The following is a 22,407-nucleotide window of genomic DNA, read 5'->3' on the forward strand; positions in this document are numbered from 1 at the left end:
AGAAATTTATTTACCTTGAGAATGCTTAACCTAAAGCAACATCTGCACGGGTAGAGAAGCGATAACCCGTTCCACGTACAGTTTGTACGTAGCGATCAGCACCATAAGGTTCAAGCACTTTACGTAAGCGGCGGATGTGTACGTCTATGGTACGGTCTTCAATATACACGTTACCACCCCAGACCTGATCAAGTAGCTGGGCACGTGTATAAGCACGTTCAGGATGTGTCATAAAGAATGCCAATAAGCGGTATTCTGTTGGACCCATTTCTAAAATATTATCACTAAAACTGACGCGTTGGCTCACTGGATCAAGTATTAATCCATTGGCATCAATGGTTTTTTCGCCACTGAGTGCATTGGCACGACGAAGGACAGCTTTAATACGCGAAACCAATTCACGGGTAGAGAATGGTTTGGTCATATAGTCGTCTGCACCAGCATCAAGACCTTGAACTTTATGGTCTTCTTCGCCACGTGCTGTCAACATGATGACTGGAATTTCTGCCAAATTTTCATCACGTTTTAAGCGACGACATAAGTCTACACCGCTCACACCGCCAGGCATCATCCAATCGAGTAAAATCAAAGATGGCCGTTGGTCAACAATCATTTGATGGGCTTGTTTTGCATCTTCAGCTTGCAGGCATTGAAAACCTGCCATATCCAATGAGGTATGAATCATTTCTCGAATCGGAAGTTCGTCATCGACGATTAATATATAGTCATCTTTCACAACGCAATATCCTATGTATGAACGGTGTACCGTCTTTTATTTATGACAGGCTTATTACAAAGATTAATTATGACAGTATCATTGCAAAAAGAAGATGTTGACGAATTTTTGCAAAAAAATGTGACAAATAATCGTCGATATGATGAATAATCCATGACATTTTTAAATAAATGTTCCATTTTGAGAAAAGAAATTTATTTAAACTGAACATAAAAATACGCTATTTGATAGTTTTGTGACGATTTTATGACAGGGTCATTCAGGCTAAAAAGCTTATTTAGATGAAAATGAATCAATCAGCGATATAAATACAATTTCACATGCTGAGACAATTTCTTCAAGCGATTGTTTAAATCCGCCCATGACCCATCGAACCGCAATTTGAGTCACATAGCCATTTAAACCTGTGGCTACTAAGGAAATTTCTTGTTCACTACGTTCAATATGCGGCATCATCAGGGTGACAAAGGAGTGAATTAATCGGTCAAAACGGCCCATCGTTTCATGGATCGTGGCATGATTATGCAGCTCTTGAACCAGCATGGCATCGATATAAATAATACGCGCCACACGTGGATCATTTTTTAACATGGTAAAGATTGCAGTTAAGCCACCACGGATCATATTTTTAGGATCAGGTGCTGCTTGCATGACGCCTTGCATCACGGTTTGTTGTAATTGTTCAATCAGTTGTAGAAAGATGACTTGGAACAGTTCTTCACTTTTTTTAAAGGACTCATAAAAATAACGTTCAGTTAGCTTGGCTTCATTACAAATATCTTTGACGGTGACAGAAAAAAAGCCATGCGTACCATAAGCTTCAATTCCTGCTTCGATCAGCTTTTCTCGACGTGCAAGTTTCCGCTCAGATAAGGACATGCCTTTAAATTGACGCTCTTTGGCAGCTTTATTTATAGTTTTCTTTTCAGTGGAAAGTGGTTCATTCATTGTAAAAAATTACTCGTGTCATATTTGATTGTCACAAAGAAGCGCTTATTTTAGCAATAAAAGCCATTGAAACCTATTCTAGAATTTTTGTATAAAAAAACATCGGCTAAATCATAATATAATATTGACAATAATGATTGTCAAAATTATATTGAGCAAGTGAGCTGCACATCACTCTGAATGCTTTGTGCGGGTTTAAAAAAGGATAGACAATGAAAAATTTTAAAAACAAAGTCGCTGCAATTACTGGTGCTGGCTCTGGTATGGGACAACAACTTGCTATTTTATTGGCAAAAGCAGGTTGTCATTTATCCATTAGTGATGTGAATGAAAAAGGTTTAGCTGAAACCGTTGAACTGGTCAAAGCGTATAATGTTCGTGTGACCTCAAAGAAAGTGAATGTTGCCAAAGTTGAAGAAATGCGAGCTTGGGCTGCGGACACAGTGCAAAATCATGGTTCTGTAAACATGATTTTTAACAATGCTGGTGTGGCTTTAGGTTCTACCGTAGAAGGCGCATCTTATGACGAACTAGAATGGATCATGGATATCAATTTCTGGGGCGTTGTATACGGAACAAAAGAATTTTTACCTTATATCAAGAAAACAGGTGATGGGCATATCATCAACATTTCGAGCTTGTTTGGTTTAACCGCGCAACCGACCCAGTCTGCATATAATGCATCTAAATTTGCAGTACGTGGTTTTACTGAATCATTACGTCAAGAATTAGATATCGAAAAGTGTGGTGTATCGGCACTATGTGTCCATCCAGGCGGCATTCGTACCAATATTGCAAATGATGCGCGTATGAATGACAGTTTACGTTCTTTAGGAATGAACCCTGACAAATCAGCAAAAGCATTTAATAAACTATTACGTATGCCACCAGAAGATGCTGCTCAACAAATGTTGGATGCTGTACTAAAAGACAAACGTCGTTTACTTATTGGAAATGATGCAAAAACCTTAGATTTAATTCAGCGTATTTTACCGACTGGATATCAAAAAATTACAGGTTTTGCGACCAAGTTTAGTAAAAAGCTAGAACCAAAATAATTGATTTATAAAATGAAAAACCGCCAAGCTGGCGGTTTTTTCATTTTAGACATTGTGAAATAATCGAATCAATTGAAAATAAAAATCAGCATGCTTTAAATTCATTAATATTCTGCGGATTGGGATTGATACAATAATTTGTTAGAATAGATCAGAAAATATTAAATTTTTTATTTTTATTATAAAGATAATTTGAATTGAGCATTTTATGAAGAAAGCCATTTTAAGCCTAAGTATAGGTATGATTTTATTCGCCTCACATTTAACCTATGCTTCTACTGATCAAGAGAATGCCCGTATTTTAGACAGTGTCGCTGGCGTACAAGACCATTCAAGTCATGATACGGTAGAAAATACAGAGCTTTATAGAGCAGAAATAGAACGACTCTACCCACAGTATATCAAAGAGGATGAGGATGATCGGTTATATCCAGGTTTCTTAGCAGATTATAAATATAGAAAATTTTGGTCACAATATTTTGATCGTTCTGTGCAATATCTAGACTTATATCAAACAGCTATTCACCAAGAACAATTACGCAAAATAGATCCTGATCTTTCTAAATTGGATGCGATGTTATATTCAGATTTAACCATTATTTATCAATCACTTGATCAAATACAAGAAGAATTAAAACCAGTTGTGCATTTTAATCGTAGCATTGTTGATAACATTCGATTTGATCAACCTTATCCTTTATTGAATGAAGATCAGGCCAGTACTTATCGATCTGCATTACATGATATGAATGACATTCAAGAAGCGCAGAAGAAACAGCTCGTTCTATTAACCCAAATGATTGACAAGTACCAAGATCAGGTCGATGAGTTTGCAACAATTGTGTCTAAACGGGTAAAAAAGCAGCATGAAAAAAATATCGATGTATTGAATCGAAAAGTGGCGTTGATTGGGCACTATTTATCAGCCCAACTGCAAGGCTATGATGCATTTAAAGCGACCTATAGTGTATTAGATAGCTATGATCTTGAAGCTCATACAACCTATGCTAAAAAATTCCAACAAGCTGCACAGTCAGAACAGAATATAAAAAAAGTGAAAGCGATCATGGCTGCCATCCCTTCAGGACTGGGCCAAAGTTCAGCGCCCTCTCCACAGCAAAGTCAGATCAGTGATTTACAACAGGCCAGTCAATATTGTAACTATCTGTGGAATGGTGAAGAGCAGCTTGATATTGAAAGCTACTTGGGGAAAACCAAGCAACAGTACATCCATGATTGTCATGAACAAAAGATCAAGATTCAAAAATTCTATGAGAGTCAGGTCTTTTTGGAAGCTGTCCCACAGCAAACCGTTACTTTACCCAATATGAATGCAATGGGAGATTATCGTCGATATGGGGACAATCTTTACTATACAGAGACAGAGAAAAATGCAGTCTATCGATTTAATCTTGTTTCATTCAAAGAGGAACTGCTTTACCAATATGCTTTAGCTGATGATGAAACTGGTTGTATGCACAACATGTGCCGAGGTGTCGGTGCAACCGATGTGGTGTTGAGTCGTGATGGCCAAATGATGTATGTGGCATCGTTGGATTATGACCAAGTTTTTGCAATCGATTTAAAGACCAAACAGGTATTGCAAAAATTTAAAGTTGAACGTTATCCACGCAAACTATTATTGGATAAACAGGGTGAAAATCTATATGTTTACAATGGTGTAGGGAACAGTATTTCACGCATCCAGTTGAAATCAGGCAAAATCACCACAGCCGCATTGCCAGCAAATTATCAGGAACACTTTTGTCGTGAAATCGATATGGTCTTTGAGCCAGACCAAAAAAGCATTCGTATTTTAGGTGATTGGGCAAATCATCCTTATATTTATATGAATACTGCGAATTTGAGTTTTTTTGAACTCAATTTTGATGTACCTGAAAAAGTTCTCTATTCCGTTGATGCGTATCGTTCAGTGGTTGAGTTTTATCAAGATTCGGAAAACCAAATTGGGATTTATGATCGACGTGTTGCAGATATTGTAAGTGTAATTAACGTCCAAGATGAACCATCTACAAATCAAGATGAGCAAGAAGACAATCGCTATACTTATCGAGAGATCTACACCAGAAGCATACCTATTTTAATGGGTTATTTAGGCGATCAATATTTGTATTATGTTGAGAAAGCCAATTTTAACCGATTCAATCAGTTAAATAGTGCCTTAGATCAACGAGATTTAGATATTTATCTACTGAATCTTGTTGACCAAACGCAAGAAAATAGCCAAAAGGTTGCATTTAAACTACCTGCCAAACCTCAGAAAATTGAACTGCTGGAAAATGGAAAAATTTTAATATTGTTTGCTGAAAGCTATCTCAATGAGCAGCAAATTTTACCGCAAGCCTTAGTCTTTGATCCGAATGATCCAGCAATTCAACAAGTGTTTGAGCGTAATAAAAGCAAGTTATTAGGGCAGTCGGAGCTTAAAGTAATTGAGCTTTATCGAAAGGATTAAAATCATCTCGATAAAGCTCAACATTATTGATTTAAATGCATGGGCACAGTGCCGATGCATTTAAATCAAGATCTCAATGGTTTTCTTTTTCCAAACAAATTGATAATACAAACCTTGCATGAGACATAGACTGAAAAAGGTCAGTGCAAGCGCATACCAAATGCCTTGTAAACCAAACCACTGGCTAAATAAATAAGCACATGGAACTTCAATGACCAGGATGGATAAAATGTTAAAAATCATAGGAACAGTTACAGTTCCGCTGGCCCGCATGATTGAGGCAAAAATTGCACTTGCACCAAAAAATATAATCGACCACAGCACGATAAATAATAATTGTTGACCCAATTCAATCACTGATGGATCTGTAATAAACAACGCCATCAAATATTTTGAACAAATATAGGCCAAGAGTACCAATGAACCTGTAATCACGATATTACTGAGCAGCGCCGTTCGCGTCACTTTTGCCAACAGCTCAGACTTCCCAGCGCCAATCGCTTGCGCCGCAAAGATGGAACCTGCAATGGCAATCGACAAAGCTGGGAATTGGATATAGTTGAGCACTTGGTTAACTGCACCATAGGCCGCTGTTGCATGTGCACCATGTTGGTTAACCAGTCCAATCACCACTAGACCTGCGACCGAGTTGGTCACCATTTGAATACCTGTCGGCACACCCAAGCGCAAAATACTGCGACTAAATTGTGGGTGATAGCGGATATGTTGGATTAACGCTGAATCTGGTCTTAAAGCATGATCTTTTTTATTCAAATAGATATAGAGAAAAGCTAAGGTCGAAATAAAGCCTAAGCCACTGGCAATTGCTGGAGCAATAATGCCAAGCTTAGGTAAACCAAAGTAACCGCCAATCAAGGCTGGGGTTACAATCACACCCACAATGATCGTCAGACTTGAAGCCATCAATGGTGTAGTACTGTCACCCACACCACGTAAAATAGAGGTGTAGGTGATGTAGATGAATAGAAAAGGGCTACTCATTAACATCCATTGAACATAGGGCAGTGCAAGATGCATGATTTTGGGATCTATACCCAAAAGCAATAGAATTTCTTTGGCAAAAAACACCCCTAAAAAGGCAATGATTGATCCACCAATCAGGGTCATAAATAACAATGCGCCAACAATGGTACGCACTTTTTCGATATCTTTGGCGCCCCACGCTTGTCCAACCAAAACAGTTGCACCTGTAGATAGACCAATCACAAAAGCTAGCAATAAAAATAGAATCGGAAAAAATACCGAAATTGCGGCAATCGCTTCTACACCGAGCATCTGTCCAACAAAAATGGTATTAATTGTTCCAGACAGATTTTGCAGAATATTGGTTAGAATCAGTGGGCCAAGGAAGATTAAAAAAACCTTCCAGAATTTGGGTTGGTGAAGCATATCGGGACGAGCTGGCATCTTTTATTCTACTGTCTATTTCGAGTGTCTTTATCTTATTGATAATATAACAAACGCTGAGTAAAAAGCCTGAGTATTTGAGTAACTCAGGCTTTAATTTTACAGAGATGATCTGTATGGGTTGGGATTAAATTTGATTTAAAATTTCACAGGCCTGAATCAAAGTTTGCTCCTTTTTAGCAAAACAAAAACGTACTAAACGTAAGTTTTCAGGAGCTTGCTTATAAAAAACAGAAACTGGAATCGCCACAATTTTATGTTCTTCCGCTAAGAATTTACACATCTCTACATCATTTAAATCTGGGCGAATTTGGCTGTAGTCAACATTTTGAAAGAATGTGCCTTGAGAGGGGATTAAACTGAATTTTGAATCCGCAATACCTGAAATAAACAGGTCACGCTTTTGCTGATAAAAGCTTGATAAGCCATCAATATGTTCAGGGTGCTGTTGCATAAAATTGGCAAGTGCCACTTGTACAGGGGTTACCCCACAGAAGTTGGCAAATTGATAAATTTGACGAAATACTTTCATGAGCTCTGGTGTCGCAATGCAATAACCTGTTTTCCAACCCGTTACATGAAAGGTTTTACCAAAAGAACCGACTACAAAACTACGATCTCTGAGTTCTGGAAATGACAATGCCGAATAATGTTTTTCGCCGTCATAAATCAGATGCTCATAGACTTCGTCTGAAAGCACAACAATATTTTTATCTTGAATTAGTTCAATTAAATTTAGCCAGTCTTGTTTAGACCAAATCGCCCCAGTTGGATTGTGTGGAGTATTTACAATGACCATACGGGTTTTATCTGTAATCGCAGATTTGACTTGATTCCAATCTACAGAAAACTCAGGCGCATTGAGTGGGATATGAATGGTTTTACCACCGACCAATTGCACGCTTGGTGCATAACTATCATAGCTTGGATCAAAAATAATCACTTCATCGTCTTGATGGATGATGGCTTGTATAGCACTAAAAATCCCGATCGTTGCCCCCGGGGTGATGGTGATTTCTGTGACTGGATCAAGTTGTAATTGATCACGTTTTAAAAACAGTTGCGCCAGTTGTTCTCTTAGCACTAATAAACCATCGCCAGCAGCGTATTGGTTAAAACCGTCTAATGTAGCTTGGCTCAGTGCTTGTAGCAACGCAGGTGGCGCGTCAAAGTCGGGGAAACCTTGAGATAAGTTAAGGGCGTTAAGACGATGTGCCATAGCGGTCATGATGCTAAAAATGGTGACGCCTTGAGCAGGGAGTTTGGAGTGGATTTCGATCATGACCGGACTGATTTTATAAATGCGTTGGTGGCAGTTTAGCAGGTCGTTTTAATGAGCTGAATAGGATTAAGTAATCTATTGGTTAGGGGGCGATGGGTGTTCAAGATTGATGAAGTTAGGTTTTCGATGGGCGTAATTTTTAGTTACACAATATATGGGGGAAGTTGAGTTGGTATGAATGTGATGGGGTCTATAAGTTAAAGGCAGATGTAGGCTTCGTATAAGAGATTTTATGTTAAATGGGGAGATATTTGCCGATTTTTAGTTAAGTTGTGTTAAAAAAATATTAACAGTTGGTTTAAAAAACAATCTAAAATTCATATTAGAAAAAATGACTAGATAAAAACAGAGAATCACCATATGAAACATAACTATCTTTATCAGTATGTATTAGCACTTTTTTTAGTTTTCTTAACAGTATATACACATGCGGACTATACTGGTGAAAGATATGGTTTAACGGCATTAACGGCTCAAAATCAAAATATACAATCATGTACTCCAGGGATTAATGCCATATCCCGTCAAATTATAACAGGCAGTACGGATATTGGTGGCCCATTACCTTTCAGTAGAAATTACGAAACAGCTTTGCAACTAGGTTTTATTCCAACACTTCGTTCTGGTGATGCAAAGAGTTCAGATGAAGCTTTCGCTATCACCTATTTAGAAAACAGAGCCTTACTCGGAATGGGATGGTCTCATAATTATGATTATCGACTTCAGGTAATTGGTACCCGTGCATTTACCCTTAATATGCCAGGCAGTGGCCTAGCATTACTTTTTGCAAAACAAGCAGATGGATCAGTTCGCTTATCAAACACAAGCCTCGTTCCAATTACAACAGACTTGGAATATAAAATTACTGATAATAATCTAACAGTGATAGTTAATATCAATGGCACAGAAATTACCTTCCAATCTTTATCTGGTTCAAGAGCGTTCATACAAAATTTTCAAGCCACTCAAGTTAAATACCTTGGCGGTAAAGTTATTACAATGACATATACCCCAGCCACCACCTCTGGAGGAGCTGTTATAGGATATCTCGTTACAGGGGTATCAGATAATTTAGGAAATAAAATATTAATAAATCGTAGAAATATGAATGGGGCTGATACTTCGACGTTAGGATTTCAACTCCAAGGGTTTATATCAAGTGTAGAAACTCTATCAAATCCATTGAATAGACAGACAGCAACCTATAATTATAATATTCAATCCATTTTATGGAGTGGTAATACAAAGAATTTACCTATCTTGACTCAAGTGACATCTACCATAAACGGTACAGAAGATTATAACTACACAAACTATCTACATAATGGTTTATTCAATGACAGCGCTAAAACAAAATATGGTGTAAATATCCCAATTTTGTCTAAATATTCAAAATCTGGACAAGCATTGTTAAATTGGGAAGCTACAGCGAATAAGATAGCCTCATTCACGGATAAGAGTTTGGATTATTCTAGTTTGACTTATGCTGAGCTTGCTTATGGTGGGACTTTAACACTTTCTACTCCAAACTCATTTACAGCCACCCCATCTACTGAAATTTTTGATATAAACGATACTTCTGATAGCATTATTTATAATAGTAAGAGTTCGTTACCTTGCTTAAGTGTTGGTGGTAAACCTGTTAAAGAACTCGTGTTTTCTAAAAAAATTAGAAAACTCACTTCTACTACAGATAAAATTGGGAATAAGTCTACTTTTGCTTATGATTCAAGTAACAGATTAACATCGTGGGTTGAAGCAGTAGGATCGTCGAGTCCTCGTACAACTACTTTAAGCTATAACACTAATTTTAGTATTCCAAGCACAATTCAACGAGCAAATCAGACCCAAACGAATACGATTAATACAATTGGGCAAATTACTCAGTCTGTATTAAGTTCGTCTCAAGCAGGAAGTATTTCTAAAGCAACTGTATATACATACTTGAATAATGGATTACTAGACAGTGTAGATGGACCTCGTGCAGGCACACTTGATAAAATAACATTCACATACGATAGCTATGGTAATAAAACTTCAGAATCTCAAATCGTAAATAACATCACCAGAACGACTAGCTATGTGGGTTATAACTCGCTTGGTCAACCTGAACGTATCGTTTATCCATCAGGATTAGTGGATAAATTTATATATAACACAGATGGGGCAGTCGCCAGTAAGACGACAGGTGTCGGCACTTCAACCTCAGCCATTACAGGAAAAACCATCAGTTATACCTATGATGTCTTAAAACGTTTAAGTTCTGAAACGAATCCAGATGGTGAAAAAACTTCTTATTTTTATGATCTTGCTGGTCGTATTATTAAAACAGTTTCCCCAGATGGTAGTGTAACCAATAAGAGCTATTATGGTAATAGTGTAGTTGCTTCTGAAAAACTCACAGATAGTACTGGTGCAACCATTTTTAGTCAAAGTTCCACAACATTGGATGTAAATAGACGTCCGCTTAGAACAATGAGTGGTACCGATACCGCTAAAAACTGGGTGGACAATATTTATGATCTCAATGGAAATCTCATTCAAAGTACATCGGCATTAGGCATTACCGAAAAATGGTCTTATGATGCATTTAACCGTGTACTGACTCATACTGATGGCTTAGGTAATGTTGATACCAAAACTTACGACTTACAAGATAATACATTAACTGCTTTAGATGCATTAAATGCGGGTACAAATCCTTATTCTTATCGCAATGGTAAAGTTTTAACTAAAGAAATCAATACAGACTATGGAACCAAGTCTTATACCTACAATGAAGCTGATTTGCTCACTCAATCCCTATATGGGACTCGTAAGTGTGATAATACCAATATTGATGCTTTAGAGCGAGTAGGACAAACAGCCTGTACTAATGCTTCTGCAACAACGCCTGCAACACTACTCAGTAATCTTAGCTTTGGTTATGACCAAACCCGTTTTGGTCGTTTAGATAAGGTAACATCTGCCGATACTGCTTATGGTGTTGATACCGTTTATATCTATGATATTTATGATCGTATTATCGGTAAATCTCAAACCAATAAAACCATTACGACTTGGACAGGGACTAAACCAATTTTATCTGTGGGTTATGCTTATACCCTTGGTGACAAGCTAAGTGCTGTAACATTACCATCTGGTCGAAACCTTGTTTATACTTATGATGCAACCAAAAAAAATCTTCTAAGCAATATTACTTTGGATGGTACTTCCCTCATTCGTGCAATCACTTATGATGCTGGTGGTCAGATGACAGGTTGGAATTGGGGGACTGGGGCTGCAAGTTACACATGGGCTTATGATGTTTCTAAAAGTGGCGTAGTTCAGTCGATTAGCAATAAAAATAATGCTGGGGTGGTTAACTATAGTTTAGTTTATGGCTTTGATAATGATGGTCGTATTAACAAAATCACGCGTAATAATGGTCTCGTGGATAGCTTTGGTTACAACAATACAGATCGTCTTTTGAATGAGACTCGTGTAAATGGTACAAGCAATGTTTTCAGTATTACGTATACGTATGACAAAAATGGTAACCGTTTAAGCCTTGCGGCTACAGGGACACACCAACAACCTCAGGCAAGTGTAGCTTATACCTATACGGGTAATAAGTTAGCCACAATTGCAGGTATTGCGACACCTCATACAGCGAATGCTGAGTTGATCTATGGTGGATTTACACCTACGTATGACAATGCAGGCAATCGTCGTGAGGATAAAACTACAGGTGGGGTTGTTACTGCACCTCAGTACTACATGACTTACAACCATAAGAATGAGCGTACTGTTCGTGGTTATCAAGCGAATGGATCAGCATGGAAAGCGAATGCTGTTCAGTATGTTTATGATGAAAACAGTCATTTGATTGGTGAATATAATGCAGATGGTATTCCACAGGTTGAATATGTGTGGATGGATGATAAGCCTGTTGCTGCTATTTATGGTTCAGGTACTGCAACTAAAATTTATTGGATTGCAAGCGATGTTCAAAACACGCCTCGTCGTTTAATTAATGCTGCCGATGCTACAACAACGGTTTGGGCTTGGGACTCAACTACATTTGGTGTAGGACTTCCAAGTGTTCAGACGGTGAAGTTTAATCTACGCTTCCCTGGTCAATACTATGATGAGTTAACTAAACAGCATTACAATCATAACCATTCGTAATGGTCGCATTGCAACAATGAGACCAACAACAGATCCATTAATTGCTGCATCTGTACTCCGCTTAGAACAGCAAATTAGGATCTTTAACCCTACATATCGGTATAATGTTGTGGTACCAGCAGGACAACCAACACACTCTATGAGGGATGTATTTTTCCTTCAAAGTGAATTAAATCGGGTTAGATCGCCTTCACCAGCAGGATCGATAAGAAATGTTAATCCTACTGGTTCTAATTATAATTGCGTAGGTTGTGCTATCGGTACAGATTACACTTTAGCAGGACGACCTACTTCGGCGCTCCCTAGTAATAGAGCAACACCGATATCATATCTGGAAAACTTATATGGTCGAAGTTTTAGTTATCCTGTAAATAATATTAGCTTTATTACTAATCGGATGCAGCAAGCGGGAAATGGGTCTAGAGGGATTGTATATGGGTCTAGAGGGCAAAATACTATAGGTCATGTATTTAATGTAGTTAACCAAAATGGGACAATACGGTTCCTAGATGGGCAAACAGGTGGACAAGCACAGTTTGCTGGTTATATTTATTTTCAACTGCTAAGGACGAATTAATATGAATTTTATTCAGGCAAAAGAAATTGCTCAAAATGAGTTAACAGAAATATCTAATTATGCAGGTGAAAAATGTATTTTTTTTAAAATCTATGAGGTGAAAAATAAAGGTTGGGCATTTAGTTATAATACTGAAGAATATTTGCTTAAACAGAATTATTCTCATGCATTAGCAGGTAACCTTCCAATGTTTGTAACATTGGAAGGTGAGTTAAAATATGTTGATTTAGAGGAATATGATAAATTGTTTGAAAACACATGGACTAAAGTTATTGTTGAATAATGGTCTAAAATTATATCTTAGGATCATATGGTGGTTTTTTATGGCTCTAAGTTTTTTATCCTTAAAATAAGGCTTTTAAAATAATTTCAATGATATATGTGTTAGTGACTTTTAAGTTACGTTTTCTTAGTCAGTATAGCTAATTAAATAAATATTACTACATTAATTTAAAAGCCATATCTAAAGCTTCAGAAACAGTTTTTTCATGTTGACTCACAATATTTCTCACTTTTCTTTTAAATACAGACCATGCTTTTTCAATTGGATTGAGATCAGGGCTATACGTTGGCAAATAGTAAGCATCCGCTAAAGCACCACTACAAAAACAAATCATAGATGCTTATTTTTGTACCCACTTATTTATTAATGGGTACTAAATTTATGAATAAAGAACTGACTATCATTAATAATGATCGTGTAAAAAGAAAACGTCGTACTTATAGTGATGATTTCAAACATGAACTCCTCATTCAAAAATGTCATCATCCATATATTTCTATTGCTCGCGTTGCATTAGAACATGGCATCAACACCAATTTACTCAATCGTTGGGTGAAACTGCATCTCTTGAAAACAATATCTCAAACGTAGAACTACGATCAAATTTCATTGCTATACCATTTGAGCATACAGCACACAATGAGATTACTTTTAAGATTCAGATACTCAAATCAGATCAATCTCTTCAGTTTACATGGCCGATGACAGATATGGCATCACTTGCTCAACTTATTCGTGAATTAACATCATGATCGATCCGTATTGATGAAATCTGGTTATCTACCCAGCCTATGGATATGCGAGCAGGTACAGATACTGCACTTGCTCAGGCGATGAAAGCCTTTGGCTGTGTCAAACCGCACTGTGCTTATTTTGGTGTAGGACTTCCAAGTGTTCAGACGGTGAAGTTTAATCTACGCTTCCCTGGTCAATACTATGATGAGTTAACTAAACAGCATTACAATCATAATCGAGTGGGTTAGCACCAATGGTAGTAGGTATGGGGGGGGAAAAGTCATGGGATCCGACTCCTTTTCCTTTACCTGATTCAGCCGTAAATGCTTCAGCTGGTTTCGGAGACACTTTATTACTAGGAATATCTCCTTATATTAGAACGGCATTGGGCATTGGTAGTGTTGATCAGGAATCTTTGGCATACTCTTATGGTGAATATGCTGGCATAGGTGCTTCCTTTCTTACGGGAGGCATAACTGGCTGGAAAGCAGCAGGAACAAAAGCTCCTGGTCTAGAGTTTTCACATTGGGTTTCAGATAGATTTGTTAATGGTGTTCTTAATCCTAAAAATGGTCGACAATCTTATAGGAAAGATTATTTAGATAATGCTTTTGGTCAATGGTTAGCTAAGAAAGGAAATAAATGGAATGGTAACTATGTAACACCAAAGCAGCATTACCGCCATGATAGTTGGAGATCACCAACTGGTTGGAGAGATTTCGGATCAAGATATCATCCTGTATTACAACAATATAGCCGAATCCCACTAGTATATAAGGGGGCTGCAGGTGGGGGCATTTATGGTGTGGTTGGAGATAGCTTAAATGATTGATATATTAGACTTTTTTTCAAAAACTTATTGCAAGTTAGTAGGTAATAATAAATTAAGATATTATGAAATGTTCTGCTTGGATGAATGGAAAAAACATCTGAATAATGATGAAAAAGATCTATTGGAAAAACAACTCTCTATGTTTGATTATATCTCTAGAGAGCCATATGGGTTAAAAACAGTTTTTTATTCTATCCGTGATCCTGAATTTAAGTCTTGGGGAAAAAAAGATTTCTTTAGCAACTTAAACTCAGATCTTAAAGTTTTTTCAGGAACTATTGTAGGGCATATTGGAGATATTGAGATATCAATTGAATTCGATATTTTTGCCCATAAAGGTAGAATTTTTTCAATCGAATTCAAAAATGAGACTAAACTTTTAATGCAAGCAGAAGGACTGAAGATTTTAAAAGGAAGAGTTATAAATCAAGTGTAGTTATTAAACTCTTCTAAAATTAACATAATACAGCTTATGCGAAATGATTGAATTTTTCCTATAAGCATCAATGTATTAGCCTAAGCCGTTCTAGGGTTCAGCGCACTGGAACGGCTTTTGATTGATTTTTCACGTTCCACGATTTTTAAATCAAATTTTTACATAATTGAAAATCATATAGACTTTTTTGATCAAATATTTTGAACATACTAGATTGAATCGCTTTTTTACTGGTTTGATTAAAAGTCTCTACTTTCTAATAGTTCATTCTGTGTATTTGGAACGTGACCAAAGATATATTTTTCTTTGCTTTGAAAGAATATATCAAAGCTTTGGCCCATTAAGGGATCATACTGGCTTTGATTCTGATAAATCGGTGCTATTCGAATGATGTAGTAATTTACACAAACCGATATATCCAATGGTTTAATGGCAACTAGTTCGTTTTTATAGCTAAATATCTATGAATCAAGCAGTCATTTACTTCAAGATCCATCTAAAGGTTTTTTGTGCGTCATATATTGCTTTGTGTTATATTTGAATTCAAATGTAACACATTGGAGCTGAAACTATGACAGAAGCGACTTTCACATTCCGAGTGGATGAGTCTTTAAAGAAAGAGTTTTCTAGTTTTGCGAAAGATATGGATCGTAGCGGAGCACAATTATTACGTGATTTCATGCGCGATTTTGTAAAGCAACAACAAGAAGCGGCATCTTATGATGTCTGGTTTCAAAAGCAAGTACAAATTGGCTTAGATCAGGCGAATGCGGGGAATCTGATTTCTCATGAGGACGTAGAAGCTAAATTTGCTGCAAAACGAGCTGCAACATTGGCACGATTGACTACTAAAAAGTAATGAATATTCTTTGGACCGTAGATGCACAATTAGATCGTGAGAGAATTTATGATTATCTTGATGAAAGGAATCCACTTGCTGCAATTGAATTAGATGAGTTAATTCGAGAGAAAGTAAGTTTACTTGCCCATAATAATCTCATGGGACGAATTGGACAAAAGAAAGAAACAAGAGAATTGGTTGTTCATCCACATTATGTTGTGGTGTATGACATTGTAGATACAGTCCGTATTTTAAGAGTCTTACATACATCGCAACAGTGGGATGCTAATTAGAAATAATTTAATTTGATAGAAAAATGTTATCAAAATTTAGGAAATTATTATTTGAGACATGGTTTAGAATTTATTTTAAACAATAAATTATTTTATAGCCAAGGAGCCCTCTATTAAAGAAAGGCCCTTATAGAGCCTTCCTTTAATTAAAAATTAACCAAGATTAGTTGTATCGCCTCCGTGATCAGAAATAGCGAATCATCATTTATTCTCCTTCAACCTCCAATTCTGCTGTCACATCAATATTTGTTGGTTCGACAGTGGGTGCTGAATAAATCACGTTAGGTTTATGTTGAGTATTAAAGACCAACTGAAAAACATCTGGACGAGAATAATGCCCTACAGGATCTGCTGCATTTTTGGCAAAAATAATATGATTAAGATCAATGTCAGCGATTAACAGACCTTCTTCATCTTCGGCAAGTGGAGTGGCGAGATCACCGCCATCAGGGCCATAAATTCGTGATGCACCGCCACCAGTTTTTAGTAACTGTTTCTTTGTGTCATCGCTACATAAAGCGTCAATCATTTCCTGAGAAACCATCGCACAAGATGCAAGCACAAAACATTGTCCTTCAGCTGCATACAGACGTGAAGCAGCATTGTTGACTTCTGCGCCGAGTGCGGCAGTCATATCCGTATATAAGCTAAAACTAGGCCATGCTGCGATATGGATTTGTTCGTGCTGCGAATACATTGCATAACGGTTTAAGGGCTGTAAATGTTCCCAGCAGCACAGCGCCCCAATGCGACCAAGTGCAGTGTCATAGACTTGCAGAGAACTACCATCACCTTCACCAAATAAGGTGCGCTCTACATGGGTAGCTTTTAATTTTCGACGTACAGCGATGGTTTCCCCATGATGATCAATAATCCATTGGGAAATATACAGACTGCCATGATCACGCTCACTCAAGCCTAAAACCACATGCATATTATGTTTTTTTGCAGCATCCGTAATTTGTTTGGCTTGGTCGCTGTTAAGTTCAAGTGAGTTGAGATGGTATTGATATACCCAAGGCATATTCGCAGCGGGAGAATCTAACCATAAAAACCATGGGTAGCCTGGAATCCACGTCTCTGGAAAGGCAATAAGTTCAACCCCTTTTTCTGCTGCTTCAGCAATAATTTTGATGGTTTTGTCTACGCTTCCTTGTAAGTCGAGAAATGCAGGAACCGCTTGTGCACAAGCGACTTTAATTGAAGTTTTCATGAGTAATCCTTTCTCAATAACTAAGCAATATTGCACTTTTGGTTATAAAGCTAAAGATTGATCAGGGGGTATGCTGAGCAGGCACAAAAAATAGATCTATACGGAACTAAAAATCGAAAAAAGATTCCAAATTTAAAAGAGATAATTTTTACTTGATCTCAAGGTTAGGAGACGCTGAGTTGAAGGTTTACAAATTATGCTAAACGGATTAGCTTTATTGTATAAGCGTCTAAGAATAAGAGAGACAATGATGTTTAACTATGACACAAGGCGTGTCAAAAATAAGCTGCAACGTGACTATTGGCAGGATGCGATTAGTCAAGTATTTGTACCATTGACTTGTAATGTTTCTGTACAGGATGGCTTTTTTGGTGCTTTGTCTGCAAAACATATAGGCAATATTCAACTGGTTGAAATCAAAGGCTATGGTCAACATGTTGAACGGCATGCTTCCAATATTAGACATAGTCATCATGATGAGATTTTATTTATCTTCCTGATAGAAGGTCAAATGGGTGTTCAGTATCATGGTCGTGAACAATGCCTCAGCAAAGGGCAATTTATTTTTCATGATACCCAGCAGCCGTATGATTTGTATTTGAATGGACAATTCAATCAACTAGTGCTCATGTTCCCGCGTGAACAATTTCAACAGTATTTTGGGCGACCTGACCAGTTATGTGGTCATGCTTTTGGTGATGGGCATCCACTGAAAATTTTATTATTAAATTACGCTCATGATTTATTTTGGTTCCCTGAGCAGGCTTCAACAGAACTTCAGCAGGTGGTACTGCATAAATTTTTTGATTTACTGCATTATGTGGTTCTTGATCAGGTCAAAGACAAAACGCCTAGATCAAGTAGCCACAGCATGCTCGTACAGGTCAAGCATTTAATCTTGGAGCACTTAGACAATAGTGGGCTTAGTATTCATGATATTGCTCAAGATCTTCGTATTAGTTCACGATATATCAGTAAACTTTTTCAACAGAATGAAACCACATTTGGCCGTTATGTGATGCAAAGTCGTTTGCAATTAGCCAAGAAGATGTTGATACAGACCAATGAACATACGCATAAGATTAATCAAATTGCCTATCAATGTGGATTTGATGATATGTCGAAATTCTCACGTGAGTTTAGAAAACATTATGGTATATCGCCGAGTATGATGCGTAAGATTAACTAAATAGAACTACAAAATAGTAAGAGATAAAATTACCGATAAGATGATTGCTAAATTTCTCATTTTTAAGTCCACAAGATCCAAACTGAAATTTCATTCATTCGTTTCAGAGGAATTTTAGATGGCTTAAATGCACTTTAGCAGTGATTTTAAGCGCTGAATCAGATCATGTAAATTTCATATGATGATTAGATGAATTATTCTGATTTTTATAAGGCGTGATCAATCTTTATAGGCGATGCAAACCATAAAGCAATATTGTTTATAGGGGCAAAGTGGGTTGACTTGTTGTAGGATCCTTACTATAACTTATTTATAATAATTTTAGCGATACTACAATAATGGAAAATAAATCAATTACATATAAAACTTTATGGGTCTTTGCACTCATTCTAAGTTTAGGATTCATTATTTCGGCAAGTGTCATGGGCTATGCACTTAAGCAGTTTAATGGTGAAAAAAATTCAATAGTGGTCAAAGGGTTGGCTGAGAAACCTATACAAGCGGATCTAGCGCGCTGGGAAATTCATCTGCAAACCAGCCGTGCTTCAGACAGTGTTTCAGTGGCCTATCAATTGTTAGATCAAGAAATAAAAGCACTACAAGATTTCTTTATTGAGCATGGGTTTAAGGCAACAGAAATGAAACTGGGTAATAAAAGCTCTCAACCCTATTATGAGGAAGTTGATCAGGGGGAAGGAAAATTTACCCGTGAGTTTAGAGGCTATACTGCGATGCAATCGCTAGTGATAAATAGTCGTGATATTCAAAAGATTGAGAAAGCCGCAAAAGATGCTTATTTGTTAGATGAAAAAGGCATATCCATCGGGCAGAAACCACAGTATTTGGTGTCAAATCTAGAAGAAATAAAAATGTCATTGATCGCCAATGCAACTAAAAATGCACATAGTCGTGCCAATGAGTTTGCAAAAGTCGGTGGGGTAAAAGTCGGTGCGATGCGTTCTGCAAGTCAGGGTGCGTTTTATATTTTACCTGAAAGTGGTTCTGATAATGATAGTGATTATGGCGGTGCTTATGACAAAGCCACCATTAATAAAATTGCGCGTGTTGTCGTGACCATCAATTATGCGATTGATTGATAAAGCATTTAAATTGATAAAAGTGCAGTGCTAAAAAATGGGAGCTAGACTCCCATTTTTTATATTCTTAAATCGCAAAATCAATCACAGCACGAATCACACCTAAACTTAGACCAATAAATGCACCGACCACAACACCATTAACACGGATCATATGTAAATCACCGCCTACCTCATTTTCAATCTTGGCGATCATTTCGGTAGAGTCCCATTCATGGATACGTTGACTAATAAACTTAATCACTTTCTCACTATATTGGTCACTTAAATTGATGGCAATTCCGCTGATTCGATCATTCAGCAATTCACGTACAGACTGATTTTGCATCAAGTTTTCACCAAGCTGTTGAATGGCGATACGTAAATTCATGGCAATACCTGAGTCTGCTTTAAGCAAGTCAGATTTAACCGCATCACATAAAATCACCACAGCACCAGTAATAAAGTTGAGTACTGGTTCGCTGTCTAAAAGGGCATTCTTGGTTTCATTTAGACTTATGCTGGCATGACTATTGTTATCTGCCAGTTGTAGCATAAGTTCATGTGCAGCTTCTTCAATTTTTTGACGAATAGGATGCTCCTGATCAGCAAGCATGGATTCCACTTTTTCAATCACTGAATCAATGGTCCGTTGCTCAACATCAATCCCAATCCAGCTGGCACCTTTGGCAAGGCGGGAAACACCAAGCTCTTTAAACATGGTTTGAGTGATTTCACGGGTTTTTTCAGGATGGGTCATCATCCATTCATGGGCAATATCCAGTCCACGTTGTAATACATCTTGATGGAAATCATTTTCTAAAACCGCACGCAGCATTTCACTTGCCAATTGGTTCATTCGAGTATTTCGAACCCATTGCACACTGTTGTTTTGAATAAAGCGTCCAATTTGATCCTGCCCGACAAATTCGAAAATTTTCGGAACCGTTTGCTGAATCACATCCACCACTTGACCGTTATTTTTAGGATTGGCCAGCCATTGACCCACAGCAAAACTAAGATCAATACTTTTTAAACTACGTTCAACAATTTGTGGAGAGAGAAAATTCTCTTGGACAAATTTACCCATTGATTCCGCAATACGTGCTTTATTACGTGGAATGATTTCGGTGTGATCTTTGAGGAATTTAGGAATGGGAATTTTCCCAAAGGGATTACGAAACAACACGGTAATCGCATACCAATCGGCTAAGCCACCGACCACGCCAGCTTCAGCACCCAGCATGAGAATATGAATAAACCAAGCATACTCAGGCATCAGTTTGGCGGAAATGATCAAAGCAAACCATGCGACAATAGCCACCACCAAGGCGATGGTCGCAAAGCGTTTGCTTCGATCTAAGTTTGGAATTTCATTGAGAACTTCACTTTGTTCAATTCCGCTCATTCATTTTCCTAAATAGATTTCTGCATTTTTATTTCGTTGATGTTACCGCATCAGGCTGTGGTTGCAGTACTTGTCCTGTCGGACTAACACCATATTTTTGTCCTAAAGATTGCAAAATCAGACGAGCGTCAAATGCATCATTCGGTGATGATTTTTTATCTTTATAACATTCTATCGTATAGGAAATTTGCACAGGGTCAATGGTCACCACTTGTGGCATATCATAAAATGGGTCATTCCAGAACACTGGATGACGACGATAGCCCCAGCCATATGGATAGTAGTTTGATGATGGGTAAACTACTGCTTTACGAGGCGGTTGCTGAGTGCGATTACTTGGATCATCTAAAACCTTGAAGTAAGTAAACCCATTTAAAAGCGTTGTTTGTGCGGCTTTGACAAGGTTAATTTCTTCAGCTGTTCCAAAACTCATATTGCTATTGCCTTGGAAGCTGATGCGATAGCTATGATCGTTAAGTGGAACCGTAGTGTATTGCCCAAGCTGGTCAAAGGTACGTGGTTTGCTTGGTGTCGTCGCACAACCTGTGATGGTGAGCGCCGCTGCAATAGTTAGACCAATGAGTACTTTGTTCATGTGTCTCTCCTTTCCATTCTTCTGGATGGAATTTAATGAATTTATAATCCTCAGTATATTGTTCTAAATTGATGGACTGACAATGAATTTCAAGAAGAATTTTGTTAATTCAGGATGATATCCAGCAAGATAAATGACTGTTCACGTAAAATTTAAACAATAAGTACGGTATTATGCGTATTTGATCTATGATAAAAAATGAAGACTGTTAAGAGTGAAGGCTGTTGAGAGAGGGTTAAATGAGTATTCAAATTAAAGGTTATATTGCAACAAGTGCAGATGGCTATATTGCAACACTGGATGGTTCTGTAGCCTTTTTAGCGCCATTTCAAAGTATTGACTGTGGATATGATGGTTTTATCCAAGATATCGATATCGTGATTATGGGGCGTAAAACCTATGAAGTGATTTGTTCTTTTGCTGAGGCGTGGCCCTATCCAAACCAGAAAGGATTTATCGTCACTTCTAATCCTGATTTAGCTTTAACTCATGCCTCGCTTTCGCGGTGGAACTTAGCTGTGGATGAACTTGTTGAGCACCTTAAACAGAATTATAACGGCAATGTCTGGATTGTCGGTGGAACACAATTGCAGAATACTTTTATTGAACAGAAGCTGCTCAATACCTTAGAGGTTTTTATCATGCCTGTTCTTCTTGGAAAGGGCATACCGCTATTTCCAAGTTTTGACTCGCATGAACAGCAGTTAAAGTCCATACATGCAGAAATGATTGAAAATACCATTATTAAACACAGCTATGTTTTCTAACGCTTGTTGTTTCTGATGGATCAGTATGCTTTGATGCGCTGGTCAAACAGCTTATGCAAAATAT

General features: G+C 37.5%; 22 protein-coding genes. 14 read left to right on the forward strand and 8 right to left on the reverse strand.

Annotation, left to right across the window (positions count from 1 at the left end; genetic code table 11):
- Nucleotides 1–25 precede the first annotated feature (25 nt).
- Both phoB and ASC84_RS17530 read right to left on the reverse strand, forming a co-directional pair.
- The gene (gene phoB, locus ASC84_RS17525) at nt 26–736 is read right to left on the reverse strand and encodes a phosphate regulon transcriptional regulator PhoB (protein ID WP_004718724.1); all 711 of its coding nucleotides are present in this window, start codon (nt 734–736) and stop codon (nt 26–28) included.
- Between the two features lie 273 nt (nt 737–1,009).
- Nucleotides 1,010–1,684, reverse strand: a complete 675-nt coding sequence (locus ASC84_RS17530; RefSeq protein ID WP_004718721.1) for a TetR/AcrR family transcriptional regulator — start codon at nt 1,682–1,684, stop codon at nt 1,010–1,012.
- 212 nt (nt 1,685–1,896) lie between these two features.
- Between ASC84_RS17530 and ASC84_RS17535 the strand changes: the two genes are divergently transcribed.
- On the forward strand, nt 1,897–2,742 hold the full coding sequence (locus tag ASC84_RS17535; RefSeq protein WP_004718720.1) for an SDR family oxidoreductase: 846 nt from the start codon (nt 1,897–1,899) through the stop codon (nt 2,740–2,742).
- Between the two features lie 208 nt (nt 2,743–2,950).
- Complete coding sequence (locus ASC84_RS17540) at nt 2,951–5,218, forward strand: YncE family protein (RefSeq protein ID WP_056517083.1); 2,268 nt, start codon at nt 2,951–2,953, stop codon at nt 5,216–5,218.
- A gap of 60 nt (nt 5,219–5,278) precedes the next feature.
- On the opposite strand, the gene ASC84_RS17545 is transcribed toward ASC84_RS17540, so the two are convergent.
- Both ASC84_RS17545 and ASC84_RS17550 read right to left on the reverse strand, forming a co-directional pair.
- Nucleotides 5,279–6,646 (reverse strand): MATE family efflux transporter, encoded by a 1,368-nt coding sequence (locus ASC84_RS17545; RefSeq protein ID WP_056517085.1) that lies wholly within the window; start codon nt 6,644–6,646, stop codon nt 5,279–5,281.
- Between the two features lie 127 nt (nt 6,647–6,773).
- Nucleotides 6,774–7,928, reverse strand: coding sequence for a methionine aminotransferase (locus ASC84_RS17550; protein ID WP_056517088.1), 1,155 nt, complete (start codon nt 7,926–7,928; stop codon nt 6,774–6,776).
- Between the two features lie 360 nt (nt 7,929–8,288).
- Here ASC84_RS17550 and ASC84_RS17555 point away from each other — a divergent pair, with 360 nt between their 5' ends.
- The 3 genes from ASC84_RS17555 to ASC84_RS17565 all read left to right on the forward strand — a co-directional run bounded on the left by ASC84_RS17555 (nt 8,289) and on the right by ASC84_RS17565 (nt 12,958).
- On the forward strand, nt 8,289–12,098 hold the full coding sequence (locus tag ASC84_RS17555) for an RHS repeat protein (protein ID WP_081409390.1): 3,810 nt from the start codon (nt 8,289–8,291) through the stop codon (nt 12,096–12,098).
- A 139-nt stretch (nt 12,099–12,237) separates the two neighbouring features.
- Nucleotides 12,238–12,675 carry a toxin glutamine deamidase domain-containing protein gene (locus tag ASC84_RS23620; RefSeq protein ID WP_227515173.1) on the forward strand — a complete coding sequence of 146 codons (438 nt, stop codon included), beginning with the start codon at nt 12,238–12,240 and terminating at the stop codon, nt 12,673–12,675.
- Nucleotide 12,676: 1 nt separating this feature from the next.
- Complete coding sequence (locus ASC84_RS17565) at nt 12,677–12,958, forward strand: hypothetical protein (RefSeq protein WP_056517094.1); 282 nt, start codon at nt 12,677–12,679, stop codon at nt 12,956–12,958.
- A 157-nt stretch (nt 12,959–13,115) separates the two neighbouring features.
- On the opposite strand, the gene ASC84_RS17570 is transcribed toward ASC84_RS17565, so the two are convergent.
- A complete protein-coding gene (locus ASC84_RS17570; RefSeq protein ID WP_056517097.1) occupies nt 13,116–13,292 on the reverse strand; it encodes a transposase in 177 nt (58 codons plus the stop codon).
- A gap of 47 nt (nt 13,293–13,339) precedes the next feature.
- On the opposite strand from ASC84_RS17570, the gene ASC84_RS17575 reads away from it, so the two are divergent.
- The 6 genes from ASC84_RS17575 to ASC84_RS17600 all read left to right on the forward strand — a co-directional run bounded on the left by ASC84_RS17575 (nt 13,340) and on the right by ASC84_RS17600 (nt 16,095).
- Nucleotides 13,340–13,549, forward strand: coding sequence for a transposase (locus ASC84_RS17575; RefSeq protein WP_056517340.1), 210 nt, complete (start codon nt 13,340–13,342; stop codon nt 13,547–13,549).
- Between the two features lie 200 nt (nt 13,550–13,749).
- Nucleotides 13,750–13,941 carry a hypothetical protein gene (locus ASC84_RS23075; protein WP_201784142.1) on the forward strand — a complete coding sequence of 64 codons (192 nt, stop codon included), beginning with the start codon at nt 13,750–13,752 and terminating at the stop codon, nt 13,939–13,941.
- A gap of 5 nt (nt 13,942–13,946) precedes the next feature.
- Nucleotides 13,947–14,525 (forward strand): hypothetical protein, encoded by a 579-nt coding sequence (locus tag ASC84_RS17585; RefSeq protein ID WP_056517099.1) that lies wholly within the window; start codon nt 13,947–13,949, stop codon nt 14,523–14,525.
- Nucleotides 14,518–14,961 (forward strand): hypothetical protein, encoded by a 444-nt coding sequence (locus tag ASC84_RS17590; RefSeq protein WP_056517102.1) that lies wholly within the window; start codon nt 14,518–14,520, stop codon nt 14,959–14,961. The genes ASC84_RS17585 and ASC84_RS17590 overlap by 8 nt, the downstream gene beginning before the upstream one ends.
- A gap of 571 nt (nt 14,962–15,532) precedes the next feature.
- A complete protein-coding gene (locus ASC84_RS17595; RefSeq protein WP_056517105.1) occupies nt 15,533–15,820 on the forward strand; it encodes a CopG family ribbon-helix-helix protein in 288 nt (95 codons plus the stop codon).
- Complete coding sequence (locus tag ASC84_RS17600) at nt 15,820–16,095, forward strand: type II toxin-antitoxin system mRNA interferase toxin, RelE/StbE family (RefSeq protein WP_056517109.1); 276 nt, start codon at nt 15,820–15,822, stop codon at nt 16,093–16,095. Before ASC84_RS17595 ends, ASC84_RS17600 begins: the two co-directional genes overlap by 1 nt.
- Nucleotides 16,096–16,300: 205 nt before the next feature.
- On the opposite strand, the gene ASC84_RS17605 is transcribed toward ASC84_RS17600, so the two are convergent.
- Complete coding sequence (locus ASC84_RS17605) at nt 16,301–17,308, reverse strand: carbon-nitrogen hydrolase family protein (protein ID WP_056517113.1); 1,008 nt, start codon at nt 17,306–17,308, stop codon at nt 16,301–16,303.
- A gap of 247 nt (nt 17,309–17,555) precedes the next feature.
- On the opposite strand from ASC84_RS17605, the gene ASC84_RS17610 reads away from it, so the two are divergent.
- Both ASC84_RS17610 and ASC84_RS17615 read left to right on the forward strand, forming a co-directional pair.
- Nucleotides 17,556–18,497, forward strand: a complete 942-nt coding sequence (locus ASC84_RS17610; RefSeq protein ID WP_056517116.1) for an AraC family transcriptional regulator — start codon at nt 17,556–17,558, stop codon at nt 18,495–18,497.
- A 338-nt stretch (nt 18,498–18,835) separates the two neighbouring features.
- Entirely contained in the window at nt 18,836–19,594 is a 759-nt protein-coding gene (locus ASC84_RS17615; protein ID WP_056517119.1) for an SIMPL domain-containing protein, read from the forward strand.
- 67 nt (nt 19,595–19,661) lie between these two features.
- Here ASC84_RS17615 and ASC84_RS17620 read toward each other — a convergent pair whose 3' ends face one another.
- Nucleotides 19,662–20,981: a DUF445 domain-containing protein gene (locus ASC84_RS17620; RefSeq protein WP_056517121.1), complete on the reverse strand. Its 1,320-nt coding sequence runs from the start codon at nt 20,979–20,981 to the stop codon at nt 19,662–19,664.
- A gap of 28 nt (nt 20,982–21,009) precedes the next feature.
- Nucleotides 21,010–21,576, reverse strand: a complete 567-nt coding sequence (locus tag ASC84_RS17625; protein ID WP_004718687.1) for a hypothetical protein — start codon at nt 21,574–21,576, stop codon at nt 21,010–21,012.
- 239 nt (nt 21,577–21,815) lie between these two features.
- Here ASC84_RS17625 and ASC84_RS17630 point away from each other — a divergent pair, with 239 nt between their 5' ends.
- On the forward strand, nt 21,816–22,343 hold the full coding sequence (locus tag ASC84_RS17630; RefSeq protein WP_056517124.1) for a dihydrofolate reductase family protein: 528 nt from the start codon (nt 21,816–21,818) through the stop codon (nt 22,341–22,343).
- Nucleotides 22,344–22,407 lie beyond the last annotated feature (64 nt).

Source organism: Acinetobacter sp. Root1280 (assembly GCF_001425285.1).
Taxonomy (GTDB): domain Bacteria; phylum Pseudomonadota; class Gammaproteobacteria; order Pseudomonadales; family Moraxellaceae; genus Acinetobacter; species Acinetobacter guillouiae.

Excerpts from the sequence above, each read along its gene's own strand:
- ASC84_RS17530 (WP_004718721.1), bottom strand. The coding sequence starts at position 1,684 with ATGAATGAACCACTTTCCACTGAAAAGAAAACTATAAATAAAGCTGCC.
- ASC84_RS17535 (WP_004718720.1), top strand. The coding sequence starts at position 1,897 with ATGAAAAATTTTAAAAACAAAGTCGCTGCAATTACTGGTGCTGGCTCT.
- ASC84_RS17540 (WP_056517083.1), top strand. The coding sequence starts at position 2,951 with ATGAAGAAAGCCATTTTAAGCCTAAGTATAGGTATGATTTTATTCGCC.
- ASC84_RS17545 (WP_056517085.1), bottom strand. The coding sequence starts at position 6,646 with ATGCCAGCTCGTCCCGATATGCTTCACCAACCCAAATTCTGGAAGGTT.
- ASC84_RS17550 (WP_056517088.1), bottom strand. The coding sequence starts at position 7,928 with ATGATCGAAATCCACTCCAAACTCCCTGCTCAAGGCGTCACCATTTTT.
- ASC84_RS17555 (WP_081409390.1), top strand. The coding sequence starts at position 8,289 with ATGAAACATAACTATCTTTATCAGTATGTATTAGCACTTTTTTTAGTT.
- ASC84_RS23620 (WP_227515173.1), top strand. The coding sequence starts at position 12,238 with ATGAGGGATGTATTTTTCCTTCAAAGTGAATTAAATCGGGTTAGATCG.
- ASC84_RS17565 (WP_056517094.1), top strand. The coding sequence starts at position 12,677 with ATGAATTTTATTCAGGCAAAAGAAATTGCTCAAAATGAGTTAACAGAA.
- ASC84_RS17570 (WP_056517097.1), bottom strand. The coding sequence starts at position 13,292 with ATGATTTGTTTTTGTAGTGGTGCTTTAGCGGATGCTTACTATTTGCCA.
- ASC84_RS17575 (WP_056517340.1), top strand. The coding sequence starts at position 13,340 with ATGAATAAAGAACTGACTATCATTAATAATGATCGTGTAAAAAGAAAA.
- ASC84_RS23075 (WP_201784142.1), top strand. The coding sequence starts at position 13,750 with ATGGATATGCGAGCAGGTACAGATACTGCACTTGCTCAGGCGATGAAA.
- ASC84_RS17585 (WP_056517099.1), top strand. The coding sequence starts at position 13,947 with ATGGTAGTAGGTATGGGGGGGGAAAAGTCATGGGATCCGACTCCTTTT.
- ASC84_RS17590 (WP_056517102.1), top strand. The coding sequence starts at position 14,518 with ATGATTGATATATTAGACTTTTTTTCAAAAACTTATTGCAAGTTAGTA.
- ASC84_RS17595 (WP_056517105.1), top strand. The coding sequence starts at position 15,533 with ATGACAGAAGCGACTTTCACATTCCGAGTGGATGAGTCTTTAAAGAAA.
- ASC84_RS17600 (WP_056517109.1), top strand. The coding sequence starts at position 15,820 with ATGAATATTCTTTGGACCGTAGATGCACAATTAGATCGTGAGAGAATT.
- ASC84_RS17605 (WP_056517113.1), bottom strand. The coding sequence starts at position 17,308 with ATGAAAACTTCAATTAAAGTCGCTTGTGCACAAGCGGTTCCTGCATTT.
- ASC84_RS17610 (WP_056517116.1), top strand. The coding sequence starts at position 17,556 with ATGATGTTTAACTATGACACAAGGCGTGTCAAAAATAAGCTGCAACGT.
- ASC84_RS17615 (WP_056517119.1), top strand. The coding sequence starts at position 18,836 with ATGGAAAATAAATCAATTACATATAAAACTTTATGGGTCTTTGCACTC.
- ASC84_RS17620 (WP_056517121.1), bottom strand. The coding sequence starts at position 20,981 with ATGAGCGGAATTGAACAAAGTGAAGTTCTCAATGAAATTCCAAACTTA.
- ASC84_RS17625 (WP_004718687.1), bottom strand. The coding sequence starts at position 21,576 with ATGAACAAAGTACTCATTGGTCTAACTATTGCAGCGGCGCTCACCATC.
- ASC84_RS17630 (WP_056517124.1), top strand. The coding sequence starts at position 21,816 with ATGAGTATTCAAATTAAAGGTTATATTGCAACAAGTGCAGATGGCTAT.